This window comes from Aeromonas sp. A04 (assembly GCF_047780465.1).
In the GTDB taxonomy this organism is placed as follows: domain Bacteria; phylum Pseudomonadota; class Gammaproteobacteria; order Enterobacterales; family Aeromonadaceae; genus Aeromonas; species Aeromonas bestiarum.
This window is the reverse complement of sequence record NZ_JBLNHP010000002.1, coordinates 12,518-33,154: the sequence shown is the minus strand read 5'-3', so window position 1 is coordinate 33,154 and position 20,637 is coordinate 12,518. Positions and strand designations below refer to the sequence as shown.

At 62.2% G+C, this 20,637-nt stretch carries 16 protein-coding genes; 9 read left to right on the top strand and 7 right to left on the bottom strand.

Features of this window, described 5'->3' with window-relative positions; genetic code table 11:
• Window positions 1–14 precede the first annotated feature (14 nt).
• Window positions 15–1,442: a PTS transporter subunit EIIC gene (locus tag ACM3N8_RS07895; RefSeq protein ID WP_290021435.1), complete on the top strand. Its 1,428-nt coding sequence runs from the start codon at window positions 15–17 to the stop codon at window positions 1,440–1,442.
• A gap of 2 nt (window positions 1,443–1,444) precedes the next feature.
• Here ACM3N8_RS07895 and ACM3N8_RS07890 read toward each other — a convergent pair whose 3' ends face one another.
• Complete coding sequence (locus ACM3N8_RS07890; RefSeq protein WP_043140115.1) at window positions 1,445–2,317, bottom strand: LysR family transcriptional regulator; 873 nt, start codon at window positions 2,315–2,317, stop codon at window positions 1,445–1,447.
• A 100-nt stretch (window positions 2,318–2,417) separates the two neighbouring features.
• Here ACM3N8_RS07890 and ACM3N8_RS07885 point away from each other — a divergent pair, with 100 nt between their 5' ends.
• The 3 genes from ACM3N8_RS07885 (at window position 2,418) to ACM3N8_RS07875 (ending at window position 5,590) form a co-directional block, all read left to right on the top strand.
• Entirely contained in the window at window positions 2,418–3,434 is a 1,017-nt protein-coding gene (locus tag ACM3N8_RS07885) for a zinc-binding alcohol dehydrogenase family protein (protein ID WP_290021434.1), read from the top strand.
• Window positions 3,435–3,961: 527 nt separating this feature from the next.
• The gene (gene prmA, locus ACM3N8_RS07880; protein WP_043140108.1) at window positions 3,962–4,840 is read left to right on the top strand and encodes a 50S ribosomal protein L11 methyltransferase; all 879 of its coding nucleotides are present in this window, start codon (window positions 3,962–3,964) and stop codon (window positions 4,838–4,840) included.
• A gap of 174 nt (window positions 4,841–5,014) precedes the next feature.
• Window positions 5,015–5,590, top strand: coding sequence for a sugar O-acetyltransferase (locus tag ACM3N8_RS07875; RefSeq protein WP_290021433.1), 576 nt, complete (start codon window positions 5,015–5,017; stop codon window positions 5,588–5,590).
• Window positions 5,591–5,992: 402 nt separating this feature from the next.
• Here ACM3N8_RS07875 and ACM3N8_RS07870 read toward each other — a convergent pair whose 3' ends face one another.
• Window positions 5,993–6,541, bottom strand: a complete 549-nt coding sequence (locus tag ACM3N8_RS07870) for an NAD(P)H nitroreductase (protein ID WP_290021432.1) — start codon at window positions 6,539–6,541, stop codon at window positions 5,993–5,995.
• A gap of 100 nt (window positions 6,542–6,641) precedes the next feature.
• Complete coding sequence (locus ACM3N8_RS07865) at window positions 6,642–8,657, bottom strand: NADPH-dependent 2,4-dienoyl-CoA reductase (protein WP_290021431.1); 2,016 nt, start codon at window positions 8,655–8,657, stop codon at window positions 6,642–6,644.
• Window positions 8,658–8,988: 331 nt separating this feature from the next.
• Between ACM3N8_RS07865 and sppA the strand changes: the two genes are divergently transcribed.
• Window positions 8,989–10,833 carry a signal peptide peptidase SppA gene (gene sppA, locus ACM3N8_RS07860; protein WP_416015918.1) on the top strand — a complete coding sequence of 615 codons (1,845 nt, stop codon included), beginning with the start codon at window positions 8,989–8,991 and terminating at the stop codon, window positions 10,831–10,833.
• A gap of 66 nt (window positions 10,834–10,899) precedes the next feature.
• Here the strand turns inward: sppA and ACM3N8_RS07855 are convergent, their stop codons facing one another.
• Together ACM3N8_RS07855 and ACM3N8_RS07850 are read right to left on the bottom strand one after the other, a co-directional pair.
• On the bottom strand, window positions 10,900–11,457 hold the full coding sequence (locus ACM3N8_RS07855) for an NUDIX domain-containing protein (protein WP_043555005.1): 558 nt from the start codon (window positions 11,455–11,457) through the stop codon (window positions 10,900–10,902).
• Window positions 11,458–11,462: 5 nt separating this feature from the next.
• Complete coding sequence (locus tag ACM3N8_RS07850; RefSeq protein ID WP_098982723.1) at window positions 11,463–12,263, bottom strand: DUF2989 domain-containing protein; 801 nt, start codon at window positions 12,261–12,263, stop codon at window positions 11,463–11,465.
• Between the two features lie 197 nt (window positions 12,264–12,460).
• Between ACM3N8_RS07850 and ACM3N8_RS07845 the strand changes: the two genes are divergently transcribed.
• Together ACM3N8_RS07845 and ACM3N8_RS07840 are read left to right on the top strand one after the other, a co-directional pair.
• Window positions 12,461–13,891, top strand: coding sequence for a glyceraldehyde-3-phosphate dehydrogenase (locus tag ACM3N8_RS07845; protein ID WP_290065206.1), 1,431 nt, complete (start codon window positions 12,461–12,463; stop codon window positions 13,889–13,891).
• A gap of 40 nt (window positions 13,892–13,931) precedes the next feature.
• Window positions 13,932–14,225 (top strand): YeaC family protein, encoded by a 294-nt coding sequence (locus tag ACM3N8_RS07840; RefSeq protein ID WP_043140085.1) that lies wholly within the window; start codon window positions 13,932–13,934, stop codon window positions 14,223–14,225.
• Between the two features lie 259 nt (window positions 14,226–14,484).
• Here ACM3N8_RS07840 and ansA read toward each other — a convergent pair whose 3' ends face one another.
• Window positions 14,485–15,492 (bottom strand): asparaginase, encoded by a 1,008-nt coding sequence (ansA, locus tag ACM3N8_RS07835; protein ID WP_042866682.1) that lies wholly within the window; start codon window positions 15,490–15,492, stop codon window positions 14,485–14,487.
• Between the two features lie 472 nt (window positions 15,493–15,964).
• Here ansA and gltS point away from each other — a divergent pair, with 472 nt between their 5' ends.
• Window positions 15,965–17,164 (top strand): sodium/glutamate symporter, encoded by a 1,200-nt coding sequence (gene gltS / locus ACM3N8_RS07830; protein WP_042866683.1) that lies wholly within the window; start codon window positions 15,965–15,967, stop codon window positions 17,162–17,164.
• 238 nt (window positions 17,165–17,402) lie between these two features.
• Here gltS and ACM3N8_RS07825 read toward each other — a convergent pair whose 3' ends face one another.
• Window positions 17,403–19,274, bottom strand: a complete 1,872-nt coding sequence (locus tag ACM3N8_RS07825; protein ID WP_098982718.1) for a methyl-accepting chemotaxis protein — start codon at window positions 19,272–19,274, stop codon at window positions 17,403–17,405.
• A 252-nt stretch (window positions 19,275–19,526) separates the two neighbouring features.
• On the opposite strand from ACM3N8_RS07825, the gene prfB reads away from it, so the two are divergent.
• Window positions 19,527–20,625, top strand: a protein-coding gene (gene prfB, locus ACM3N8_RS07820; protein ID WP_098982715.1) for a peptide chain release factor 2 whose coding sequence is annotated in 2 segments (ribosomal slippage) — window positions 19,527–19,601 and window positions 19,603–20,625 — 1,098 coding nt in all. Because the reading frame shifts where the segments join, the coding sequence is not laid out codon by codon here.
• Window positions 20,626–20,637 lie beyond the last annotated feature (12 nt).

The following is a 20,637-nucleotide window of genomic DNA, read 5'->3' as shown; positions in this document are numbered from 1 at the left end:
AACGCCGCGCCCTTATGCCAGTACAGAACGCCAGACAGATCCTGACTCATGCCCTGCAACGACTCGGTTATGCCCTGTTGTTACCGGTCTCCATACTGCCGCTGGCGGCCCTGCTCTATCGGCTCGGTCAGCCGGATGTGCTGGATCTGGCGGTGCTCTCCCTCACGGGGCGCGCCCTGTTCAGCCAGATGCCGCTCATCTACGCGGTGGCCATCGCCTTCGGCCTGAGCCGGCAGGGAGAGGGCACCCAGGCGCTGGCCGGGGCGGTCAACTTCCTGCTGCTGAGTTCGGCGCTGGGCACCCTGGCCCCCGGCCTGCATGCGGACATGATCTGCGGCCTGCTGGCGGGCATGACCACGGCCATCGTCTACCCCTGGGTGAAACGGCACACACTGTCTGGCTGGTTGCAGAGAGTGAATGGGGATTTCCTCTGCCTGTTCGCCTCGGCGCTCAGCTGCCTGTTGCTGGCGTTCCCCCTCTCCCTGTTCTGGCCCCTGCTGGAGCAGGGCATCACGCTGCTGGCCTCAGAGCTGCTCACCACCCCGCTGGGAGCCTTCTGCTATGGCGTGCTGAACCGCTTGCTGATCCCGCTCGGCCTGCATCAGGTATTGGGCAGCCTGATGGGGCTGGGCGAAAGCAACCTGCTGGCGCTGGCCAGCGCCCAGCCGCTGCACGAAGGCTATGTGGCCGGGCTCTACCCCATCATAATGTTCGGCCTGCCCGGCGCCTGCTTTGCCATCTGGCTGCACCGCCAGCGCATGCAGCGCCTGCCGCAGGGGGGCCTGCTGCTCACCCTGGCGCTCACCTCGGCGCTGGTGGGGATCACCGAACCCATAGAGTTCCTGTTCGCCTTCACCGCCCCCTGGCTGTTTCTGGCCCACGCCCTGCTGACCGGGCTGTCGCTCGCCATCTGCAGCGGCCTTGGCATCCAGGTGGGCAGTTACTTCTCCGCCGGCCTGCTGGATCTGGTGCTGAGCTATCAGTCCGGCGAGCACAGCTTCTGGCTCATTCCGGTCGGCATCCTGTTCTTCGTCGCCTATACCCTGCTGTTCTATCAACTGCTGGAGCGCGCCCCCCTCAGCCTGCCGAGCAAGCCCATCGCCAAAGAGCATCCACGGCTGGCGAGCGTCGCCCCCTCGGATCCGCAGATGCTGGCGATCCAGTATCTCAAGGTGCTGGGCGGGATGGACAACCTGCAGGCCATGAGCGTCTGCCTGACCCGTCTCAGCCTGCGGGTGCGCGACATAGCGCTGGTGGATCAGTCCCGTCTGCTGGGGCTGGGTTGCCTCTCCTGGATCCAGCTCAACGACCATCAGCTGGTGCTGGTGCTGGGCCCCAATGCCAGCCTGATCGAGGGGCAGATCCGCATGCTGGCGGAGCGCCAGTCGGTGCCGCTCGGCCTCAAGCCCAATCAGGAGTCCGCCAGCCAGAGCAACTGGTAGCCTCAGGCAAACGGCAGCCGCTCGGCGACGAAGTCCATCAGCGAGCGCAAGGCGGGCGCCAGATGTTCCCGGCTCGGGTAGATGAGGTAGAAGGGATTGGGCGGTATGGGGTGATCCGGCAACACCTTGTGTAGCCGCCCCGCAGCCAGATCCTGTTGGCAAACGTGGTGTGGCAACAAGGCAATGCCCCCCTCGTGCAACGCCAGCTCCCGCAACGCCAGCAAACTGTTGCTGATGCAGGCCCCTTGTGGCCGCCAGCCCCCCTCCTGCAGTGGCCACACCGGCAATGCCGAATGCACCAGACAAGGGTGAAGCCCCAGCTCAGACAGCTGCTGCGGCGCGCCATGGGTCGCCAGATAACCGGGAGCCGCCACCAGATGGCGCGGCACCTGACCGATGCGCCGGCAGATGAGGCTGGAATCTTTCAGCGGCGCCGCCCGCAGCGCCAGATCGTAACCCTCCCCCACCAGATCCAGCTGCTCGTCACTCAGGGTCAGCTCCAGCACCACCTCGGGGTAGAGGGCACGAAACTCGGCCAGGATCCGGCCAAGCAGCAGGGTGCCGGTCGCCTCGGGCGCCGTGATCCTTACCCGGCCTGCGGGGGCGGTGCGCAGCCGAGCCATCGCCAGGTTGGCACTGCGAGCCAGCGCCAGCAGCGCCCGGCACTGCTCCACGTAGATCTCTCCCTGCGGGGTCAGGCTCAGCCGGCGGGTGGTGCGCTGCAGCAGTCGCACCCCGAGCTGGGCTTCGAGCCGTGAGATCTTCTGGCTCACCGAGGACTTGGGCATGCCGAGCGCCTCGGCAGCACCGGTAAAACTGCCCTGCTCCACCACGGTAGCGAACAGCCCCATCAACTCCAGTTCGACATTGTTCATATATTCAAACAGTCTTTACCAATTACCCATCTTAATCAGGATAATCAATCAGACTAGAGTGGCTGGCAATCCCAATCCATCCGATTTGAAAGGAACTGCCATGAAAGCCATCGCCCTCACCCATTATCTGCCCAGTGATCACCCCCACTGCTTCATCGAGGCCAATCTGCCCGACCCGACCCCGGGCCCGCGGGATCTGCTGGTGAAAGTGACGGCAACCTCGGTCAACCCGGTGGATACCAAAGTCCGCTCCCCCAAGGCCAAGGTTGAGAGCACGCCCCGCGTGCTGGGCTGGGATGCGGTCGGCGAGGTGATCGCCGTCGGCCACGAGGTGAGCCTGTTCAAGGCGGGCGACAGAGTCTGGTATGCCGGCGACATCAGCCGCCCCGGCAGCAACAGCGCCCTGCAGCTGGTGGATGAGCGCATCGCCGCCCTCGCCCCCACCAGCCTGACAGACCCGGAAGCCGCCGCCCTGCCGCTCACCGCCATCACCGCCTGGGAGGCGCTGTTCGAGCGCATCGGCCTTCGCCGCGAGAGCACGGGCAAGCTGCTCATCATAGGCGGCGCCGGCGGCGTCGGCTCCATTGCCATCCAGCTGGCCCGCCAGCTCACCAACATGGAGGTGATCGCCACCGCCTCCCGGCCAGAAAGCCGTGAATGGTGTCTGGCAATGGGCGCCCATCAGGTGGTGAGCCATCACCAGCTGCAGGCAGAGCTCACCGCCCTTGGCGTCACCCAGCTTGATGCCATCTTCTGCACCAATGCCACCGAGCAGCACTGGGATGCCATGGCCAGCCTGATTCGCCCGTTCGGCCATATCTGCACCATCGCCGAATCCAGCGAGCCCTGGGATCTGGGCCTGCTCAAGAGCAAGAGCGTCACCTTCAGCCAGGAGTTCATGTTCACCCGCTCCCTGTTCCAGACCCCGGACATGATCGAGCAACACAAGCTGCTTGGCCAGGTTGCCTCCCTCATCGACCAAGGGGTGCTCAAAACCACGCTCACCCGCACCCTGTCTGAGCTGACCCCCATCACCCTGGCCCGGGCCCATGCAGAGGTGGAAGCGGGTCGCATGGTCGGCAAGCTGGTGATCGACATGAGTCGACTCGGCAACTAATCCCTTATAGGTAAAAACTGCACCATCATGGGGTGAATTCACCAGTGACAGGCCCCATCAGTGCACAGTTCACAGCAGGCACCAGACAGTCACCACGCAGCATCACTCCAAAAAACGATAAAAAAGGGGCCATCCCGCCGGGATGGCCCTAAATACCTGAACGTTGGGGTAACAATCACACACATATCCTTATGCAGGACATCTCCATCTGTGCATCTTGTGTGCCAATCCCCCGGATCTGCACCCTTTCTTCACGCTCATCCCCACGCAGCAACCCACGCAAGCCTGCTAACCGCCAGCAGGCAAAAAAAAAGCCACCCTAAGGTGGCTGAAAAAGATGACGGAACTTTCCTAGAGCAAAGCATTCAGCGGGAACAGGTTGCTTCCCGTCACCCAATGAGGAATACATTAACCGTGCCAACTTGGCAGAGTTCTCTTCCTGCACCATGCCGACATGGGCAAACCACGACAGCACAGGCCCATGATGATAGAATCTCGCGGTTTCACATTTATGAAGAGTCGACGCCATGCCCTGGATACAAATTCGAATCAACGCCACTGCCAAGACAGCAGACAAGGTGAGCAACATGCTGCTGGGGCGTGGAGCCCAGGCCGTGACCTTTATGGATGCCCAGGATGTGCCCGTGTACGAGCCTCTGCCGGGTGAAACCCCACTCTGGGGCGAGACCGAAGTGATGGGCTTGTTCGATGCCGAAACCGATCCGGCCCCCACCATCGCCTTCTTCCAGCAGATCTTCGGGGAAGACGTGGGCTACAAGGTCGAGCAGCTGGAAGACAAGGACTGGGTGCGCGAGTGGATGGATCACTTCCACCCCATGCAGTTTGGCGAGCGGCTCTGGATCTGCCCGAGCTGGCGCGACGTGCCCAATCCGGATGCGGTCAACGTCATGCTGGATCCGGGTCTGGCCTTCGGTACCGGCACCCACCCCACCACGGCGCTCTGCCTGCAGTGGCTGGACGGGCTGGATCTGGCCGGTAAAACCGTGGTCGATTTTGGCTGTGGCTCCGGCATCCTCGGCATCGCCGCCCTGAAACTGGGCGCCGCCCGCGTCATCGGCATCGACATAGACCCGCAGGCCATTCAGGCCAGCCATGACAACGCCGAGCGCAACGGCGTCGCCGGCCAGATCGAACTCTACCTGCCGGCGGATCAGCCGCAAGGGGTGGAAGCGGACGTGGTGGTGGCCAACATCCTGGCCGGCCCGCTGCGGGAACTCGCACCGCTCATCGCCGGCCACGGCAAAGCGGGCAGCCTGATGGCCCTCTCCGGCGTGCTGGAGAGCCAGGCCCCTGAGCTGGAAACCATCTACGGCCAGTGGTTCGACATGGACCAGACTGCCGTCAAAGAGGAGTGGTGCCGCCTCTCCGGCCGCAAACACGGCTGATAGAGACAGGCATCTTCGATGTCTGCAGCAGCAGACCAACAAGGGCACCCCAGGGTGCCCTTGTTGTTTCTCAGCGCCAGCCGTGCGCCCTTCTGCCCACTCTGGGGAGAACTTCACGCTTCTCTGCGCCTAGATGGCTTATTCTCTCCTCCTCCACCCCATTGAGTCCCAGCCATGACCGAATATCAGAAGATGATCAGCAGCCAGCCCTATAACTGCATGGCGCCGGAGCTGGATGTCCTGCGCCGGGAGACGGCGCGCTTGTACCGCCGTTTCAATCGCAGCGACGAGGAGGAAGAACAGCTGGCGCTGCTGCAGGAGATAGTCGGCGAGCTGGCGGAGAACGCCTTTATCTGCCCGCCCCTCTACTGCACCTATGGCCGCCATATCAGCCTGGGAAAGGATTCCTATATCAACATGGGAGCCACCATGCTGGACAACGCACCGATCCGCATCGGTGCCAACGTCATGATAGGGCCGAACGTGCAGATCTACACAGCCGCCCACGCACTGGCAGCCGATGAGCGCATCCAGGGGGTGGAGACGGCGCTGCCGGTGACCATAGAAGACAAGGTCTGGATCGGCGGCGGCGCCATACTGCTGCCCGGTGTCACCATAGGGCGGGAAGCCATAGTCGGCGCGGGCGCCGTGGTCACCAAAGACGTGCCGGCCGGTGCCAGGGTGGTGGGCAACCCAGCCCGGATCCTGGCTGCCAAGGCAAACATCACCCAGCAGCAAAGCTGCCCATAAAAATAAAGCCCAATGTCATAAAGACCACGCTGGTCTGTAAAAAGGGTTGCTTGCCGGGACTATGAAGCTGAGGGGCCGACACCAAAAAACGCAGATAAAAATGAAGCCCAATGTCATAACGACGTTGGGCTGTAAAAAGGTGCTACGGAATTGCGACTCTCATCGCAGAAAATTAGAAGGGGTCACCTTCTAAACTGGCACAGGGATATTAACGAGGCGCAAACGTTTTACATAGCGTAATCAACCAGGATTGAGAACAGCCTCTCACTATTTAAAAAATTCCCTGCCAAGCCCCATCCCCCTCTTGGCAAGCATTTATTTATCAGTACAGCCTCGGGATCGTGATCGGGGGGGATCAAAAAAGCCCTGACAAGTCAGGGCTTTGGCTGAAATTGATACGGCTTAGAAGCGACGGACAAACTCATCCGGCGGCAGTTCGCGCAACTTGCGCGCCTCCAGCATGGGGGTGCCGAGGTAGAGGAAACCCACCAGTTGATCCTCCGGTGCCAGCCCCAGCCCGGCGTTGACCCGCTCATCGAAGATGAACCAGCCGGAGCGCCAGATGCCATTGAAGCCCTGAGCCTGAGCCGCCATCTGCATCGCCATCAGGGCGCAACCGGCGGAGAGTTCCTGCTCCAGTTTCGGTACCTTGGGGTGGGTCTGATAGCGGGTGGCGACGGCCACCAGCAAGGGAGCGCGCAGCGGCGCCTCCTGGCACTTCTTGATGCTCTCCTCATCTTCGCCACGGGCTCGGCCAGCCTCGGCCAGCAGGGCCCCCAGCCGCTCCCGCCCCTCCCCTTCAAACAGGATGAACTGCCAGGGCGTCAGGGTGCCGTGATCCGGCGCGCGCAGCCCCGCTCTAAGGATATTGTCGAGCACCTCACCGCTGGGGGCGGGTGTGGTCAGGCGGCCACAGGAGTGGCGGTTGAGCAACAGAGTGAGGGCATCCATGGGCAAATCCTTGTCAGGGGCTGTGATGGCGCTACCTTAGCACAGCGCAGAATGAAGAAAACCCCTGAGCCTCAGGGGTTTATCGCAATGCCATGGCGAACTAGATGATGGCCGCCAGCTCGGCCCCCTGACGGATGGCCCGCTTGGCATCCAGCTCGGCGGCAACGTCGGCGCCGCCTATGATGTGTACCGGCTTGCCTGCCGCCTGCAAGCCGGCTTGCAGCTCCTTGAGCGGCTCCTGCCCGGCGCAGATGATCACCTGATCCACCGGCAGGCACTGCCGGGTTTCTCCCACCTGGATGTGCAGGCCCTCGTCATCGATTCGCAGGTACTGGACGCCGGAGAGCATCTGCACCTTGCGGTTCTTGAGCACGGTTCTGTGGATCCAGCCTGTGGTCTTGCCCAGGCCGTCCCCCACCTTGCTCTCCTTGCGCTGGAGCAGCCAGATCTGGCGCTCGGGGGCGTCGATCTCGGGGGCCATCAGGCCACCGCGTTCGCCAAACTGCTTGTCGATGCCCCACTCCTTGAGCCAGTGATCGCGGCTGCGATCCCCCTTGCCCTCTACCAGATATTCCGCCACGTCGAAGCCGATGCCACCGGCACCGATCACCGCCACCTTGTCGCCCACCGGCTTGTGATCCCGCAGCACGTCTATGTAATTGAGCACCTTGGGATGTTCTATACCAGGTATGTTCGGAGTGCGCGGGCGTATGCCGGTGGCGAGGATCACCTCGTCAAAGCCGCCGCCGAGCAGGCTCTCGGCACTCTGGCGCTGACCGAGATAGAGCTCGACGCCGCACTTCTCCAGCCGTTTGGCGAAGTAGCGCAGGGTTTCGTGAAACTCCTCCTTGCCCGGGATCTGCTTGGCGAAGTTGAACTGGCCACCGATCTCGCTCGCCTGATCGAACAGGCTCACCTGATGGCCGCGCTCGGCGGCGTAGCAGGCAAACGCCAGCCCGGCCGGGCCCGCCCCCACCACCGCCAGCTTCTTGGGCTGGGGCACGCGGCCGAAGGTGAGTTCGGTCTCGAAACAGGCGCGGGGATTGACCAGGCAGGAGGCGCGCTTCTGCTTGAACACGTGATCCAGGCAGGCCTGGTTGCAGGCGATGCAGGTGTTGATCTCGTCCGCCCGGTTCTCGGCGGCCTTGATGACAAATTCAGGATCGGCCAGGAAGGGGCGCGCCATGGAGACCATATCCGCCTCCCCCTGAGCCAATATGCGCTCGGCCACCTCGGGGGTATTGATCCGGTTGGTGGTGATAAGCGGCACACTCAGATGTTTCTTGAGCTCAGCCGTCACCCAGCTGAAGGCGCCGCGCGGCACGCTGGTGGCTATGGTGGGAATGCGCGCCTCGTGCCAGCCGATGCCGGTGTTGATCAGGGTCACGCCGACCTGCTCCAGCGCCTTGCCCAGCGCAATCACCTCTTCCAGGGTGGAGCCCTGCTCCACCAGATCCAGCATGGAGAGGCGGAAGATGATGATGAAATCCGTGCCCACCCGCTCGCGAATGGCGCGCACTATCTCCACCGGGAAGCGCATCCGGTTCTCATTGCTGCCGCCCCAGCCATCGGTACGCTTGTTGGTGCGCTCGCAGATGAACTGGTTGATGAGATAGCCTTCCGAGCCCATCACCTCGACCCCGTCGTAACCGGCCGCCCTGGCCAGTTGCGCGGTGGAGGCAAAGTCGCGGATGGTGCCGCGGATCTGCCGCTCGCTCATGGCACGCGGCTTGAACGGGGAGATGGGCGCCTTGAGGGCGCTCGGCGCCAGGCTGAACGGATGGTAGGCGTAACGGCCGGCATGGAGGATCTGCAGCGCTATCTTGCCTCCCTCCTGATGCACGGCCTGGGTCACCTTCTTGTGCCTGGCGACCTGCCAGGGGAAGCTCAGCTGCGAACCGTGGGGCACCAGCCGCCCACGCAGATTGGGGGCTATGCCGCCGGTGACGATGAGGCCGACGCCGCCACGGGCCCGCTCGGCATAGAAGGCGGCCAGCTTGTCGAAGCCCCCCTTCTCCTCCTCGAGGCCTGTGTGCATGGAGCCCATCAATACCCGGTTCTTAAGCTGAGTAAAGCCGAGATCGAGAGGGGTCAGAAGCGTTGGGTAGCGGCTCATCATGAACTCCTTTTCGAGGCCGGTGCGCCGGAATCCATACGCAATGCCCGGTTCTTGAGCTGGGTGAAGCCAGCGTCGAGGGGCGTCAAAAGCGTAGGGTAGCGGCTCACAAGGCCTCCGGTTAACTTTTTGTTATCAAATTGAAGCTAGAGTAAAGAATCGAAAATGCTTTTTCAAACAAATGTTTGGACATTTTTTCGGCGAACAGACGTGTTCCGAAGCAAGGAAGGAGAATCGCGCCATCGATCGCACCCAAGCGGAAATGGCAATTGGCGGGTCAACTGGTTAATAATGGCCCTTCTCTACCCATTAACAGGGCGATAACGCGGCTATGTCTATTTTCAAAGGTCTGGGGTGGCTGTTTCGCAGCCTCTGGCGTCTGCTCAACTTTACCCGGCTGATGCTGGTCAATCTGCTGTTTCTCATCGTCGTGCTGGTCATCATTTTCAGCGTCAGCCAGAAAGAGGCGCCCAGCGCCCCCATCGAAGGAGCCCTCACCCTCAATCTCTCCGGCGTGCTGGTGGAACAGCGCTCGCAAACCGATCCTACTGTGCAACTGCTGCGCCAGGTGGACAACAGCGAAGAGCTGCCCAGCGAGATAGTCCTCTCCGATCTGCTGTGGGCCATTCGCAGCGCCAAGGATGACGATCGCATCAAGGCGCTGGTGATCAAGCCGCAGGGGCTGCAGGGTACCAGCTTCTCCAAACTGCAGGAGGTGGCGACTGCCATCGACGAGTTCAAGGAGAGCGGCAAGCCGGTCATCGCCATGGCCGACTACTACAATCAGGGCCAGTACCTGCTGGCCGCCCACGCCGATCACGTGCTGCTCAACCAGAGCGGCGCCGTGCTGATCGAGGGGCTGGGCGTCTACCAGACCTACTTCAAGTCGGCGCTGGAGCAGCTCAACATCACGCCCCACGTGTTCAAGGTCGGCACCTACAAGTCCTTCGTCGAGCCCTATACCCGCGACGATATGTCCCCCGAGAGCAAGGAGGCGAACCAGCGCTGGCTGGATCAGCTGTGGCAATCCTATGTGGCGGACGTGGCCGAGCAGCGGGAGATAGAACCCGAGGCCGTCGCGCCCGGCAAGGATCGCTTCCTCGAGCTGCTGCGCAAGGCCGGTGGCAACGCCGCCAACTACGCCCTCGACAACGGCCTGGTGGATCAGCTGGCCACCCGCGACGAGATGACCCAGGCGGTCATCAAGGAAGTGGGGGAAGACGAGGATCACGGCTGGAAAGGGGTCGGCCTGAAAACCTATCTGGCGGCGCTCCCCGAGCAATACCCCCAGAGCGGCAAGGATGAGGTGGGCCTCATCGTCGCCAGCGGCGCCATCATGGATGGCGTGCAGCCGGCCGGCACCATAGGCGGCGACAGCCTCTCCGATCTGCTGGCCGATGCCCGCCGTGACGACAAGGTGAAAGCCGTGGTGCTGCGGGTCGACAGCCCGGGCGGCAGTGCCTTCGCCGCCGAGCAGATCCGCGCCGAGCTGCTGGCTCTGAAGCAGGCCGGCAAGCCCGTGGTGATCTCCATGGGCAGCTACGCCGCCTCCGGTGGCTACTGGATCTCCGCCGATGCGGACAAGATCTTCGCCTCTCCCACCACGCTCACCGGCTCCATCGGGGTGTTTGGCATGTTCGCCACCATCGACAAGGCGCTCTCCCAGTATGGGGTGCACACCGACGGCGTCGGCACCACGGATTACGTCGGCGTCGGCCTGACCCGCGCCCTGCCGGATCACGTCGGCCAGGCCATTCAACTGAGCGTGGAAGACACCTATCAGCGCTTCGTCGGCCTGGTGAGCAAGGGCCGCGGCCTGAGCCCGGAAGAGGCGGAAAAAGCGGCCGAGGGCCGGGTCTGGACAGGTCAGGATGCCAAGGCGCTGGGGCTGGTGGATGAGTTTGGCAACCAGGAGGCCGCCATCAAGGCCGCCGCCGAGCTCGCCAACCTCAAGGAGTGGCAGGTCACCCCCATAGAAAAGGAGGAGTCCACCAGAGACAGGTTCCTGCGTCAGCTGTTCGACAGCAGCGCCCAGGCACTGGCCCCGCACCTGCAAAGCTGGTTGCCGGCAGGGCTTGGCAAGGCGCTGGCAGAGGTGAACCGCAGCCTGGATCCGCTGACCCGCTTCAACGACCCGCAGGGCACCTATGCCTTCTGCCCGGTCTGTGTGCCGTAGCCGGCAGACGCACAACAAAAAACCGCCCTAGGGCGGTTTTTTTACATCTGCCTCAAGGGGCCCGAGTCACGCCAGCAGGCCGGATTCGTGCCAGTGATGCAGCTCGGCCAGCACCCGGGTTTCGCGCGCCGTCCACTGGGGACAGGGGCCAGCCAGCTGGGTCTTGTTGGTCTGCAGCGCATCTTCCAGCTCGAACCAGCCGGGAGTGAAACCGAGTCGCACCTCGTAGGGCTGGGGCCGCGGCTCACTCCAGTCCTCCCCCACCTGGCAGAGGTAGTAGAAGGAGCGGATGCAGTAGGCGTCATAGTCGGCCTCGCGGGCGGCGCGATACTCCCGGGTCTGGCCGAGCAGGGCGCCGACCGCCACCAGCTCGGCGCCACACTCTTCGCGCAGCTCGCGTGCCAGGGCGGCGCTGTGGCACTCCCCCTCCTCTATGCCGCCACCGGGGAACATGAGATCGCCGTTGACCCGGGAGTGAACCAGCAGCAGCCGGTCACCACGCAGGACTATGGCCCTGACGGTGATGCGCTCCAGCTGGCGGCCACCCGGGGTCACCTGGCCGTGCATGAACTGGATATCGAAGGGGTGAGGCCAGTCACTGGCCAGTTGTTCAATGTGATTCATCAGGTTCAGGGACGGTAAGTCCCGCTTTTTAGCTGCTCGACCAGGGTGGCGGCCTGGCTATCCCAGGCCTCCTGATCGGCTTTGCTCAGGGAGTGATAGAGGCCGAAGCGCTTGGCCGAGACCTCGGGCGTATTCTGGAACGACTCGCTCACCTTGCCCCACAGATAGGCCAGACCGTACTGCTTCTGGCCCATGTAGAGGGTGCTGAGAGAGGTGAGGATCCGGCTGTTGACCGCATCCCCTTCCCGGTAGAGGGAGAGCGCATGGTGCATGAGCGCGATGGCCTTCTGCGGTTCGCTCTTGGCATGGATGCCCCCCAATGCCAGCTGCAACTCGGGCTCCTCCAGCACGGACTGCCCCTCCAGCGCCATGAACTGCTGGCGTGCCAGCTCGTTGGTGTTGTTGGTCCAGTGCCAGAGTAACAGGTAGGGATCCTGCGAGTTGCGGGTAGCGGCATCGAGCCGGGCCAGCTGATCGCCGGCGGCCAGCATCCCCTCCACCCGAGGGCTCTTCTGCTCCCGGGCCGTCTTGTATTCGATGTTGGTGGAGCGCTCGGCGCACTTGAGGTAACGCTCCAGGCTGCGCATCACATCATATTTGCGCCTGTCCGTCCCCTCTTCCTGCAGATGGTAGCGAGCCCGGATGACGTCGGTTCGCTCATAGCGACACCAGCCGTCGTCCACCAGATCCTGACAGAGGGTCGGATGATTGCCGCAGATGTTGTGGATCCGGTCGTCGTTGCAGGCCGTGAGGGTCAGGCCGCAACAGAGAGCGAACAGCAGGGAGCGCGCTGGAAAATGGGTCATGGTTCACATCTTGTTGGTAACAATTGCAGCCTGTCACGGCCACCCTTGGCTAGCAAACAGATTACATATCCATTACAATGCGCGCGCCGTATAAGGCCGCGACTGCAGAATAATATAACGAAATATACATCCCTACACTGATCTGCATTCGACGAATTTCTATTTGCCCCAACAACGTGAAATAAAGGATCTGGTTAATGACCCACGAGCACTACTTGCAAGCGTGGCAGGAGAGCCAGGAGCTCGCCGAAGCCATGCAACCCTTGATAGGTCGCCTCTACCGACAGCAAGGGATCGAGATCACCGTCTACGGACGTCCCCTGCAAAACGCCTCCACCATCGACATCCTCAAGGCCCACAGGGTCGTCCGCCGCCATCAGGGCGCCCCGCTGCCGATCCAACAGAGCTTCCCCCTGCTGCAGGCCATCCTGGCCCTCAACCCGACCGCCGCCGAGATCGATCTGGGCAAGCTGGCCGTGGGTTACTGGCAGGATCACCAGGATGAAGCCGGCATCGACGACTACCTGCGCGCCAAGCTGGCACCGGCACTGGGTCGCGGCGTACCAGCCCCCACTGATGTTGTGCTCTACGGCTTTGGCCGCATAGGCCGCCTGCTGGCGCGGCTGCTGATCGAGCGCACCGGCGCCGCCAACTCCCTGCGTCTGCGCGCCATAGTCGTGCGCGGTGGCCGCGAGGGGGATCTGGAGAAACGTGCCAGCCTGCTGCGCCGCGACTCGGTGCACGGCCCCTTCAACGGCTCTATCGAGGTGGATGCCGAGCGCAGCGCCATCATAGCCAACGGCACCTTCATCCAGGTGATCTATGCAAACAGCCCGGCCGACATCGACTACACAGCTCATGGCATCCAGAATGCGCTGATCGTCGACAACACGGGTGTCTGGCGCGACGAAGCGGGGCTGTCCGAGCACCTCAAGGCGCGCGGCGCCGCCCGTGTGCTGCTGACCGCCCCCGGCAAGGGCGAGATGAAGAACGTGGTGTTCGGGGTCAACCACGAGGTGATAGGTCCGGATGACAAGATCATCTCGGCCGCCTCCTGCACCACCAACGCCATCACCCCTGTGCTCAAGGTGATGCAGGACAAGTACGGCATCCGCCACGGCCACGTGGAGACGGTGCACTCCTACACCAACGATCAGAACCTGATCGACAACTATCACAAGGGCGAGCGGCGCGGTCGCAGCGCGGCCCTCAACATGGTGATGACCAGCACGGGCGCCGCCAAGGCGGTGGCCAAGGCGCTGCCTGAGCTCAAGGGCAAGCTGACCGGCAACGCCATCCGGGTGCCGACCCCCAACGTGTCGCTGGCCATCATCAACCTGTCGCTGGAGCAGAGCACGGATCGGGAGAGCCTCAACGCCTATCTGCAGCAGATGGCGCTGAGCTCGGCCCTGCATCGCCAGATCGACTTCAGCGCCAGCACTGAGCTGGTCTCCTCCGACATGGTGGGTTCGCGCTTCGCGGGCATAGTGGACTCCCAGGCCACCATAGCCGAGGGGGATCACTGCGTGCTCTACGTATGGTATGACAACGAGTTCGGGTACAGTTGTCAGGTAGTGCGGGTGATGGAGCAGATGGCTGGCGCGGTTCGCCAGGATCTGCCCGCCTGATCCCGATTCGTCATGGCTCAATGTGCAAGGAGAAGGCCGGATGTCGTTTCAACAGGGTGAGTTTCAACAGGCCATCAGACAGATGCCCAAAGAAGTGTATGAGCGGCTCAAGACCGCGGTCGAGCTCGGCAAGTGGCCCGATGGCAAGCCCCTCACCGACGAGCAGAAGGCCACCTCGCTGCAGGCCGTGATGGCCTGGCAGGCGATGCACATCGATAACCCCGAGCACATGAACATAGGCCGTGACGGCGAGATAGTGATGAAGAGCAAGAGCGAGCTCAAGCGTCAGTATCGGGATGAAGAAGAGATAGTCCGTATCGAGATCAGTCACTGAGCCTTGCCGCGAGCCCAGGCTCGCACGCCATAGCAAAAAGGGGAGCCATTATGGCTCCCCTTTTTTTCCTATCGATGCAGGATGGCTCATCCCCCTCATCCCCAGCCCTTCTCCCGCAAGGGGAGAAGGGAGCAGGCTCGCACCTGCGAACAGTAAGCGGGCCACCAGCCGGCGATCTTTATGGCGAGCCTCGCTGCCAACAGCACCTCGATCTATCCCCTCTCCCCCAGGGAGAGGGCCAGGGTGAGGGCCGCAACGCTCAGGGGGTCAGCTCACCGCGCAGGGACTGCTGCATCAGCTCGCGGATGCGCGGCGCCGGCAAGTCCTGGCTCAGCAGGAAGTGCAGCTTGGTCAGCGCCGCCTCGGCTGTCATGTCAAAGCCCGAGATGACCCCGGCACGGGACAAGGCATTGCCGGTGGCATAGCCCCCCATGTTGACCTTGCCGTGCAGGCACTGGCTCAGGTTGACTATGATGACGCCGCGGGCCGAGGCCTCGGAGAGCAGCGCCAGCATGGCCGGGTTCTGCGGCGCATTGCCCACCCCGAAGGAGAGCAGGATCAGCGCCTTCACCGGCTGCTGCAGGATATTGGCGATCACCTCGCTGGAGATGCCCGGATAGAGGGTCACCACGCCGATAGGCTGGGGGGTGATATCGTGCAGCACCAGCGGCCGCTCGGACGGTGCGCCCAGCTCGCCCGCTTCCAGCGAGATGGCGATGCCGGCGTTGAGCAGCGGCGGATAGTTCGGTGAATCGAAGGCGTGGAAGCCATCGGCGTGCACCTTCTTGCTGCGGTTGCCGCGATAGAGCTGGTTGTTGAAAAACAGCGTCACCTCGTGGATCGGGTAGTTGGCCGCGATGTAGAGGGCGTTGAGCAGGTTCTGCTGACCGTCGGAGCGCAGCTCGGCCAGCGGGATCTGGGAGCCGGTGATGATCACCGGCTTGTGCAGATCTTCGAGCATGAAGGAGAGGGCCGAGGCGGTGAACGACATGGTATCTGTGCCGTGCAGGATCACGAAACCATCGTATTTCTCGTAGTTGTCTCGAATGTCCTCGGCGATGCGCTGCCAGTCCGCCGGCGTCATGTCGGAGGAGTCGATGAGGGGATCGTATTCGTGAATATGGTAATCCGGCATCTCGGGGCGATGAAACTCGGGCATCCGCGCCAGACAGTCTTCCATGAAGCCCGCCATCGGCACATAGCCGTGGTCGGAGCGCTGCATCCCTATGGTGCCGCCTGTGTAGGCAATGTAGATGGACTTCTTCACACCCTCTCCTCTTTGATGGGCACAACACCCATGTTAATGGGCTGAATACCCGCAAACCATGAATCCCATGGGAAACGAACCTGTGTCTTCACATTCCGTTCGTTGCCGCTGATGGGCTGGAAACCGGCGAATTATAGAGACTGGCGCCCCAAATGACAGCCGGGAAATGGCCTGCATGCCGTATTAAACGGCGACTAACCCAATAGTGTTAAATGTCACAATAAAGTACAAACCTGACCATTAATCTGACAAATCTGGATATAAGCGGTGCTTTTTGCTACTATCCGCCGGATTTTTCATAAATCTCATCTGGATGCCTGATCCGTTCAGGCCCACATCGATCCCATTTTTGCGTGGGACGGGGGCATGTCGCCCCTTCTTTGTTGGCACGTGAGCCACACTGTTTTTATCCCGGCTGAATCTGTGAGTCTTCATCAACGAAAGACACAGCCAATCAACATGGGAGTACTGAATGCTACAACTTGATTCCTACGCCACCCTGGTCGCAGCCACCCTGGTGCTGCTGCTCGGTCGTTTGCTGGTGACCCGAGTCGGGCTGCTGCGAACCTTCAACATCCCCAAACCGGTTGCCGGTGGCCTGGTGGTCGCCCTGGTGCTGCTGCTGCTGCGCTCGACCCTGCAGCTGGAGTTGCAATTCGACACCAGTTTGCAGACCCCGCTGATGCTGGCCTTCTTCGCCTCCATCGGTCTCTCCGCCGATCTCGCCAGCCTCAAGCGCGGCGGCAAGGCGGTGATCACCTTCCTGATGGTGGTGACCGGCCTGCTGCTGGTGCAAAACAGCCTGGGTGTGGGTCTGGCGACCCTGCTCGGCCTGGATCCCCACATGGGGCTGCTGGCCGGCTCCATCACCCTCTCCGGCGGCCACGGCACAGGCGCGGCCTGGAGCGCCACCTTCGCCGAGAAGTACGGGGTGCAATCCGCCGCCGAACTCGCCATCGCCTGTGCCACCTTCGGCCTGGTGCTGGGTGGCCTGATCGGCGGTCCGGTGGCCCGCTATCTGGTCAAGAAGGTGCAGGTGCCCGGTGAAGAGCACAACAAAGATGAGGCGCCCAAGGGCTTCGAGATGCCCGACATGGAGCGCCCGCTCACCACCTTCAGCCTGATCGAGACGCTGGCGCTGATCGCCATCAGCCTCAAAGGGGGCGAACTGCTCTCCGCCTCCCTCAAGGGCGGCGCGCTGGAGCTGCCGATCTTCGTCTGCGTGCTGTTCGTCGGTGTGCTGCTGCGCAACCTGCTGACCCTGTTCAACTGGCATGAGGTGAGCGACCGCGAGGTTTCCCTGCTCGGCAACGTCAGCCTGTCGCTGTTCCTGGCCATGGCGCTGATGAGCCTCAAGCTGTGGGATCTCGCCAGCCTGGCCCTGCCCATCTTCATCCTGCTGGCCGCCCAGACGGTGGCGATGGCGCTCTACGCCATCTTCGTCACCTTCCGGGTCATGGGCAGCAACTATGACGCGGCCGTGCTGGCGGCGGGCCACTGCGGCTTCGGCCTGGGGGCCACCCCGACGGCCATTGCCAACATGCAGGCCATCACCCAGCGCTTCGGCCCGTCCCATCTGGCGTTCCTGGTGGTGCCCATGGTGGGGGCCTTCTTCATCGACATCATCAACGCCATGGTGATCAAGCTGTTTATGGCGCTCCCCTTCCTGTAAACCGCTCGGCCAGACGTGATATGAACAAGAGCCCACCTCATGGTGGGCTCTTTGCTTGCTGGCATCCTGGCTGTGCGGCGCCATCGTCCGTGGGCAACACCACCCAGGCGGCAACGGCAAGCATGGTCAGCCAGCTTTCCCTGTCATGACACAGCCAGACCGCAGACAACAAAAAGCCCCGCACAGAGTGCGGGGCTTTGTTCAGGATGGGACGCCTGCGTCCCATCGGCATCATCCCTTACAGGATAAAGGTCGACACCTGCTGGTTCAGGTCGGTGGCACGACCCTTGAGGCTCTGGGCCTGATCCAGATCGCGCATGGCGGCGGCGGTGATCTCGTCACTCACATCCTTGATGGCGGTGGTGTTCTGGGTGATCTCGCCAGTCACCTGGGTCTGCTCCTCGGCGGCGGTGGCGATCTGGCCCGCCATGTCGGAGATGAGCGACACGGCCCGGGTGATCTCTTCCAGCGCGGCGGCGGCGGCATCGGCGTCTTTCACGCTGTTGTCGGCCAGCCCCTGGCTGGTCTGCATCAGGCTCACCGCACGGGCCGTGGTCTGTTGCAGCGTCTCTATGGTGGACTGGATCTCCTGGGTGGAGTCCTGGGTACGGCGCGACAGCACCCGCACCTCGTCCGCCACCACGGCGAAACCGCGACCCTGTTCACCGGCGCGGGCCGCTTCGATGGCCGCATTCAGCGCCAGCAGGTTGGTCTGCTCGGCTATGCCCTGGATAGTGGAGAGGATGCCGGAGATGGCCTGGGCGTGACGGCTCAGCTCGCCGATCACCTCGGTCGCCTGCCCCACCTCTTCGGCCAGACCGTTGATGGACTGGCGAGTCTGGTTCACCAGCATCTTGCCCTGCTCACTGCTCTGGGCAGATTGCTGGGCGGCGGCGGCAGTGTTCTCGGCGTTGCCGGCGATCTCCATGGTAGCGCTCGCCATCTCGGTGACGGCGGTGGCGACCATGGTCACTTCCTGCTGCTGACGCTGCAGCTCGTCCACGGCGGCCTGGTTGGTCACCAGACTGCGCTCGGCATCGGCGTTCAGCTCGTTGGCCAGCTTGCGGATGTTGCCGATCAGCTGGTGCTGGCTGCCGACGAAACGGTTGAAGCTGTTGGCCAGCTGGCCCACCTCATCGTTGGCGTCGATCTTGATGCGCTGGGTCAGATCGCCGTTACCATCGGCGATGCGGGCCAGGGCCTGGGAGACCTTGCTGAGCGGGCCGAGCAGCAGACTCACCAGCCAGGAGATGGCGATGATGCTGCCCACCAGCACCAGCAGGGCCAGGCCAAGCTGGGTCATCAGCAGGGAGGAGAGCGGAGCCTCCAGGGTTTCCTTGTCCAGCACCAGCACCAGCTCCCAGTCGGTATCCGGGATATCCACGGCCCACAGCAGCTTGTCACGGCCTTCGTTGTCGAAGTAGGCCGGGATCAGACTGTTGCTCGCCTTGCTCTGTTCGATCAGGGCATTGGTCAGATCGTTGTCGATCTCGGTGGCCGGCTTCATCGCCTTGGCCGCGTCCTTGTACGCGATGACGGTGCCATCCTTGTGCATCATGATGGCGATGCCGTCGGCGGGCAGCTTCATCCGGGTGACGTCTTCCACCAGAGAGGCGATGGAGAGATCACCACCGACCACGCCGCCCTGCGCCGGCTGGGCCAGGGTCACCACCATGATGTTGTAGGCCACGTCCAGATAGGGCTTGGTCACGATCAGACCGCCCTTGCTCATGGCTTCCTGATACCAGCCACGGGAGCGCGGGTCATAACCGTCACGATTGATGGAAGGGTCAGAGTCGTTCATCTTGCCGCTGCCCTCACCGAAATAGGTGAGCTGGAAGCGACCCGAGACTTGCGCCTGTTGCAGGGCGTTGAGGGGGTCGGCACCGGCCTTGCTGCCGAGCGCCTGGATCACGTCGCGACGGGCGGAGAGCCAGTCACTGACACTGGCGGCCTGCTGGCTGCCGAGGCGTTGCACCTGTTCCTGACTGCCTTGCAGCAACAGGGACTTCTGGCTGGTATAGCTCTGCCAGGAGAGCAGCAGGATCACCAATGACAAGGCGATCACCACTGACAACAGTATCTTCTGCTTGAGTGATAGGTTTTTCATCATGATTTCTTCTTATGAGGTCAGGAACAGGATTTCCCAAAAGTGCACAGCACTGCATCGTTGTTAGCGACCCGCCAGGCCGAAACTGAACCTGAAAATGAGTCTGCGGGCGATATTTTCCACCGAGTTGGGGAAAACTGCACCAGAAATTGACTACAGGACGCGCACAAGGACAGGCGACCCTGTTTATTCCTTCCACAATTGGCTAGAATATCCCGTTTTTAAATCACATCGACCCCGAGAGTTTTCACGATGTTTGAAGTCAATCCTGTATTAAACAAGCTTAAGGAGCTGTCTGAGAGGACCGAGCTTCTTAGGGGGTACCTTTGACTATGACGCCAAGAAAGAGCGTCTAGAAGAGGTCAACGCCGAGCTGGAACAGCCGGACGTATGGAATGAGCCGGAGCGCGCACAGGCGCTGGGCAAGGAGCGCGTCACGCTGGAAAACGTGGTGGGCACCATAGACACCCTGACCCAGGGCGCCGAAGACGTCGAAATGCTGGTGAGCCTGGCGGTGGAAGGGGAAGACGAAGAGACCTTCAACGAAGCCGTGGCCGAAGCCGATGTGCTGGAAAGCAAGCTGGTGGATCTGGAATTCCGCCGCATGTTCTCCGGTCAGCACGACGCCTCCGACTGCTACATCGACATCCAGTCCGGCTCCGGTGGTACCGAAGCACAGGATTGGGCCAACATGGTGCTGCGCATGTACCTGCGCTGGGGCGATGCCCACGGTTACAAGCCTGAGCTGATCGAGCTCTCTGACGGCGACGTGGCCGGCATCAAGTCCGCCACCATCAAGTTCACCGGCGAATACGCCTTCGGCTGGCTGCGCACCGAGACCGGCGTCCACCGTCTGGTTCGCAAATCTCCGTTCGATTCCGGTGGCCGCCGCCACACCTCGTTCTGCTCCATCTTCGTTTATCCCGAGATCGATGACGACATCGACATCGAGATCAACCCGGCAGACCTGCGTATCGACGTCTACCGTGCCTCCGGCGCCGGTGGTCAGCACGTCAACCGGACCGAATCCGCGGTACGTATCACCCACATACCAACGGGTGTCGTGGTACAGTGCCAAAACGATCGTTCCCAGCACAAAAACAAAGATCAGTGTATGAAGCAGCTGAAAGCCAAGCTCTACGAGCTGGAAATTCAGAAGCAAAACGCTGAGAAACAAGCCCTCGAAGAGACCAAGTCCGATATCGGCTGGGGCAGCCAGATCCGTTCCTATGTGCTGGATGATGCGCGCATCAAGGATCTACGTACCGGCGTCGAAACCCGCAATACCCAAGCGGTACTCGACGGCGACCTGGACAAGTTTATCGAAGCTAGCCTGAAGTCAGGCCTGTAAAAAACAGAACAG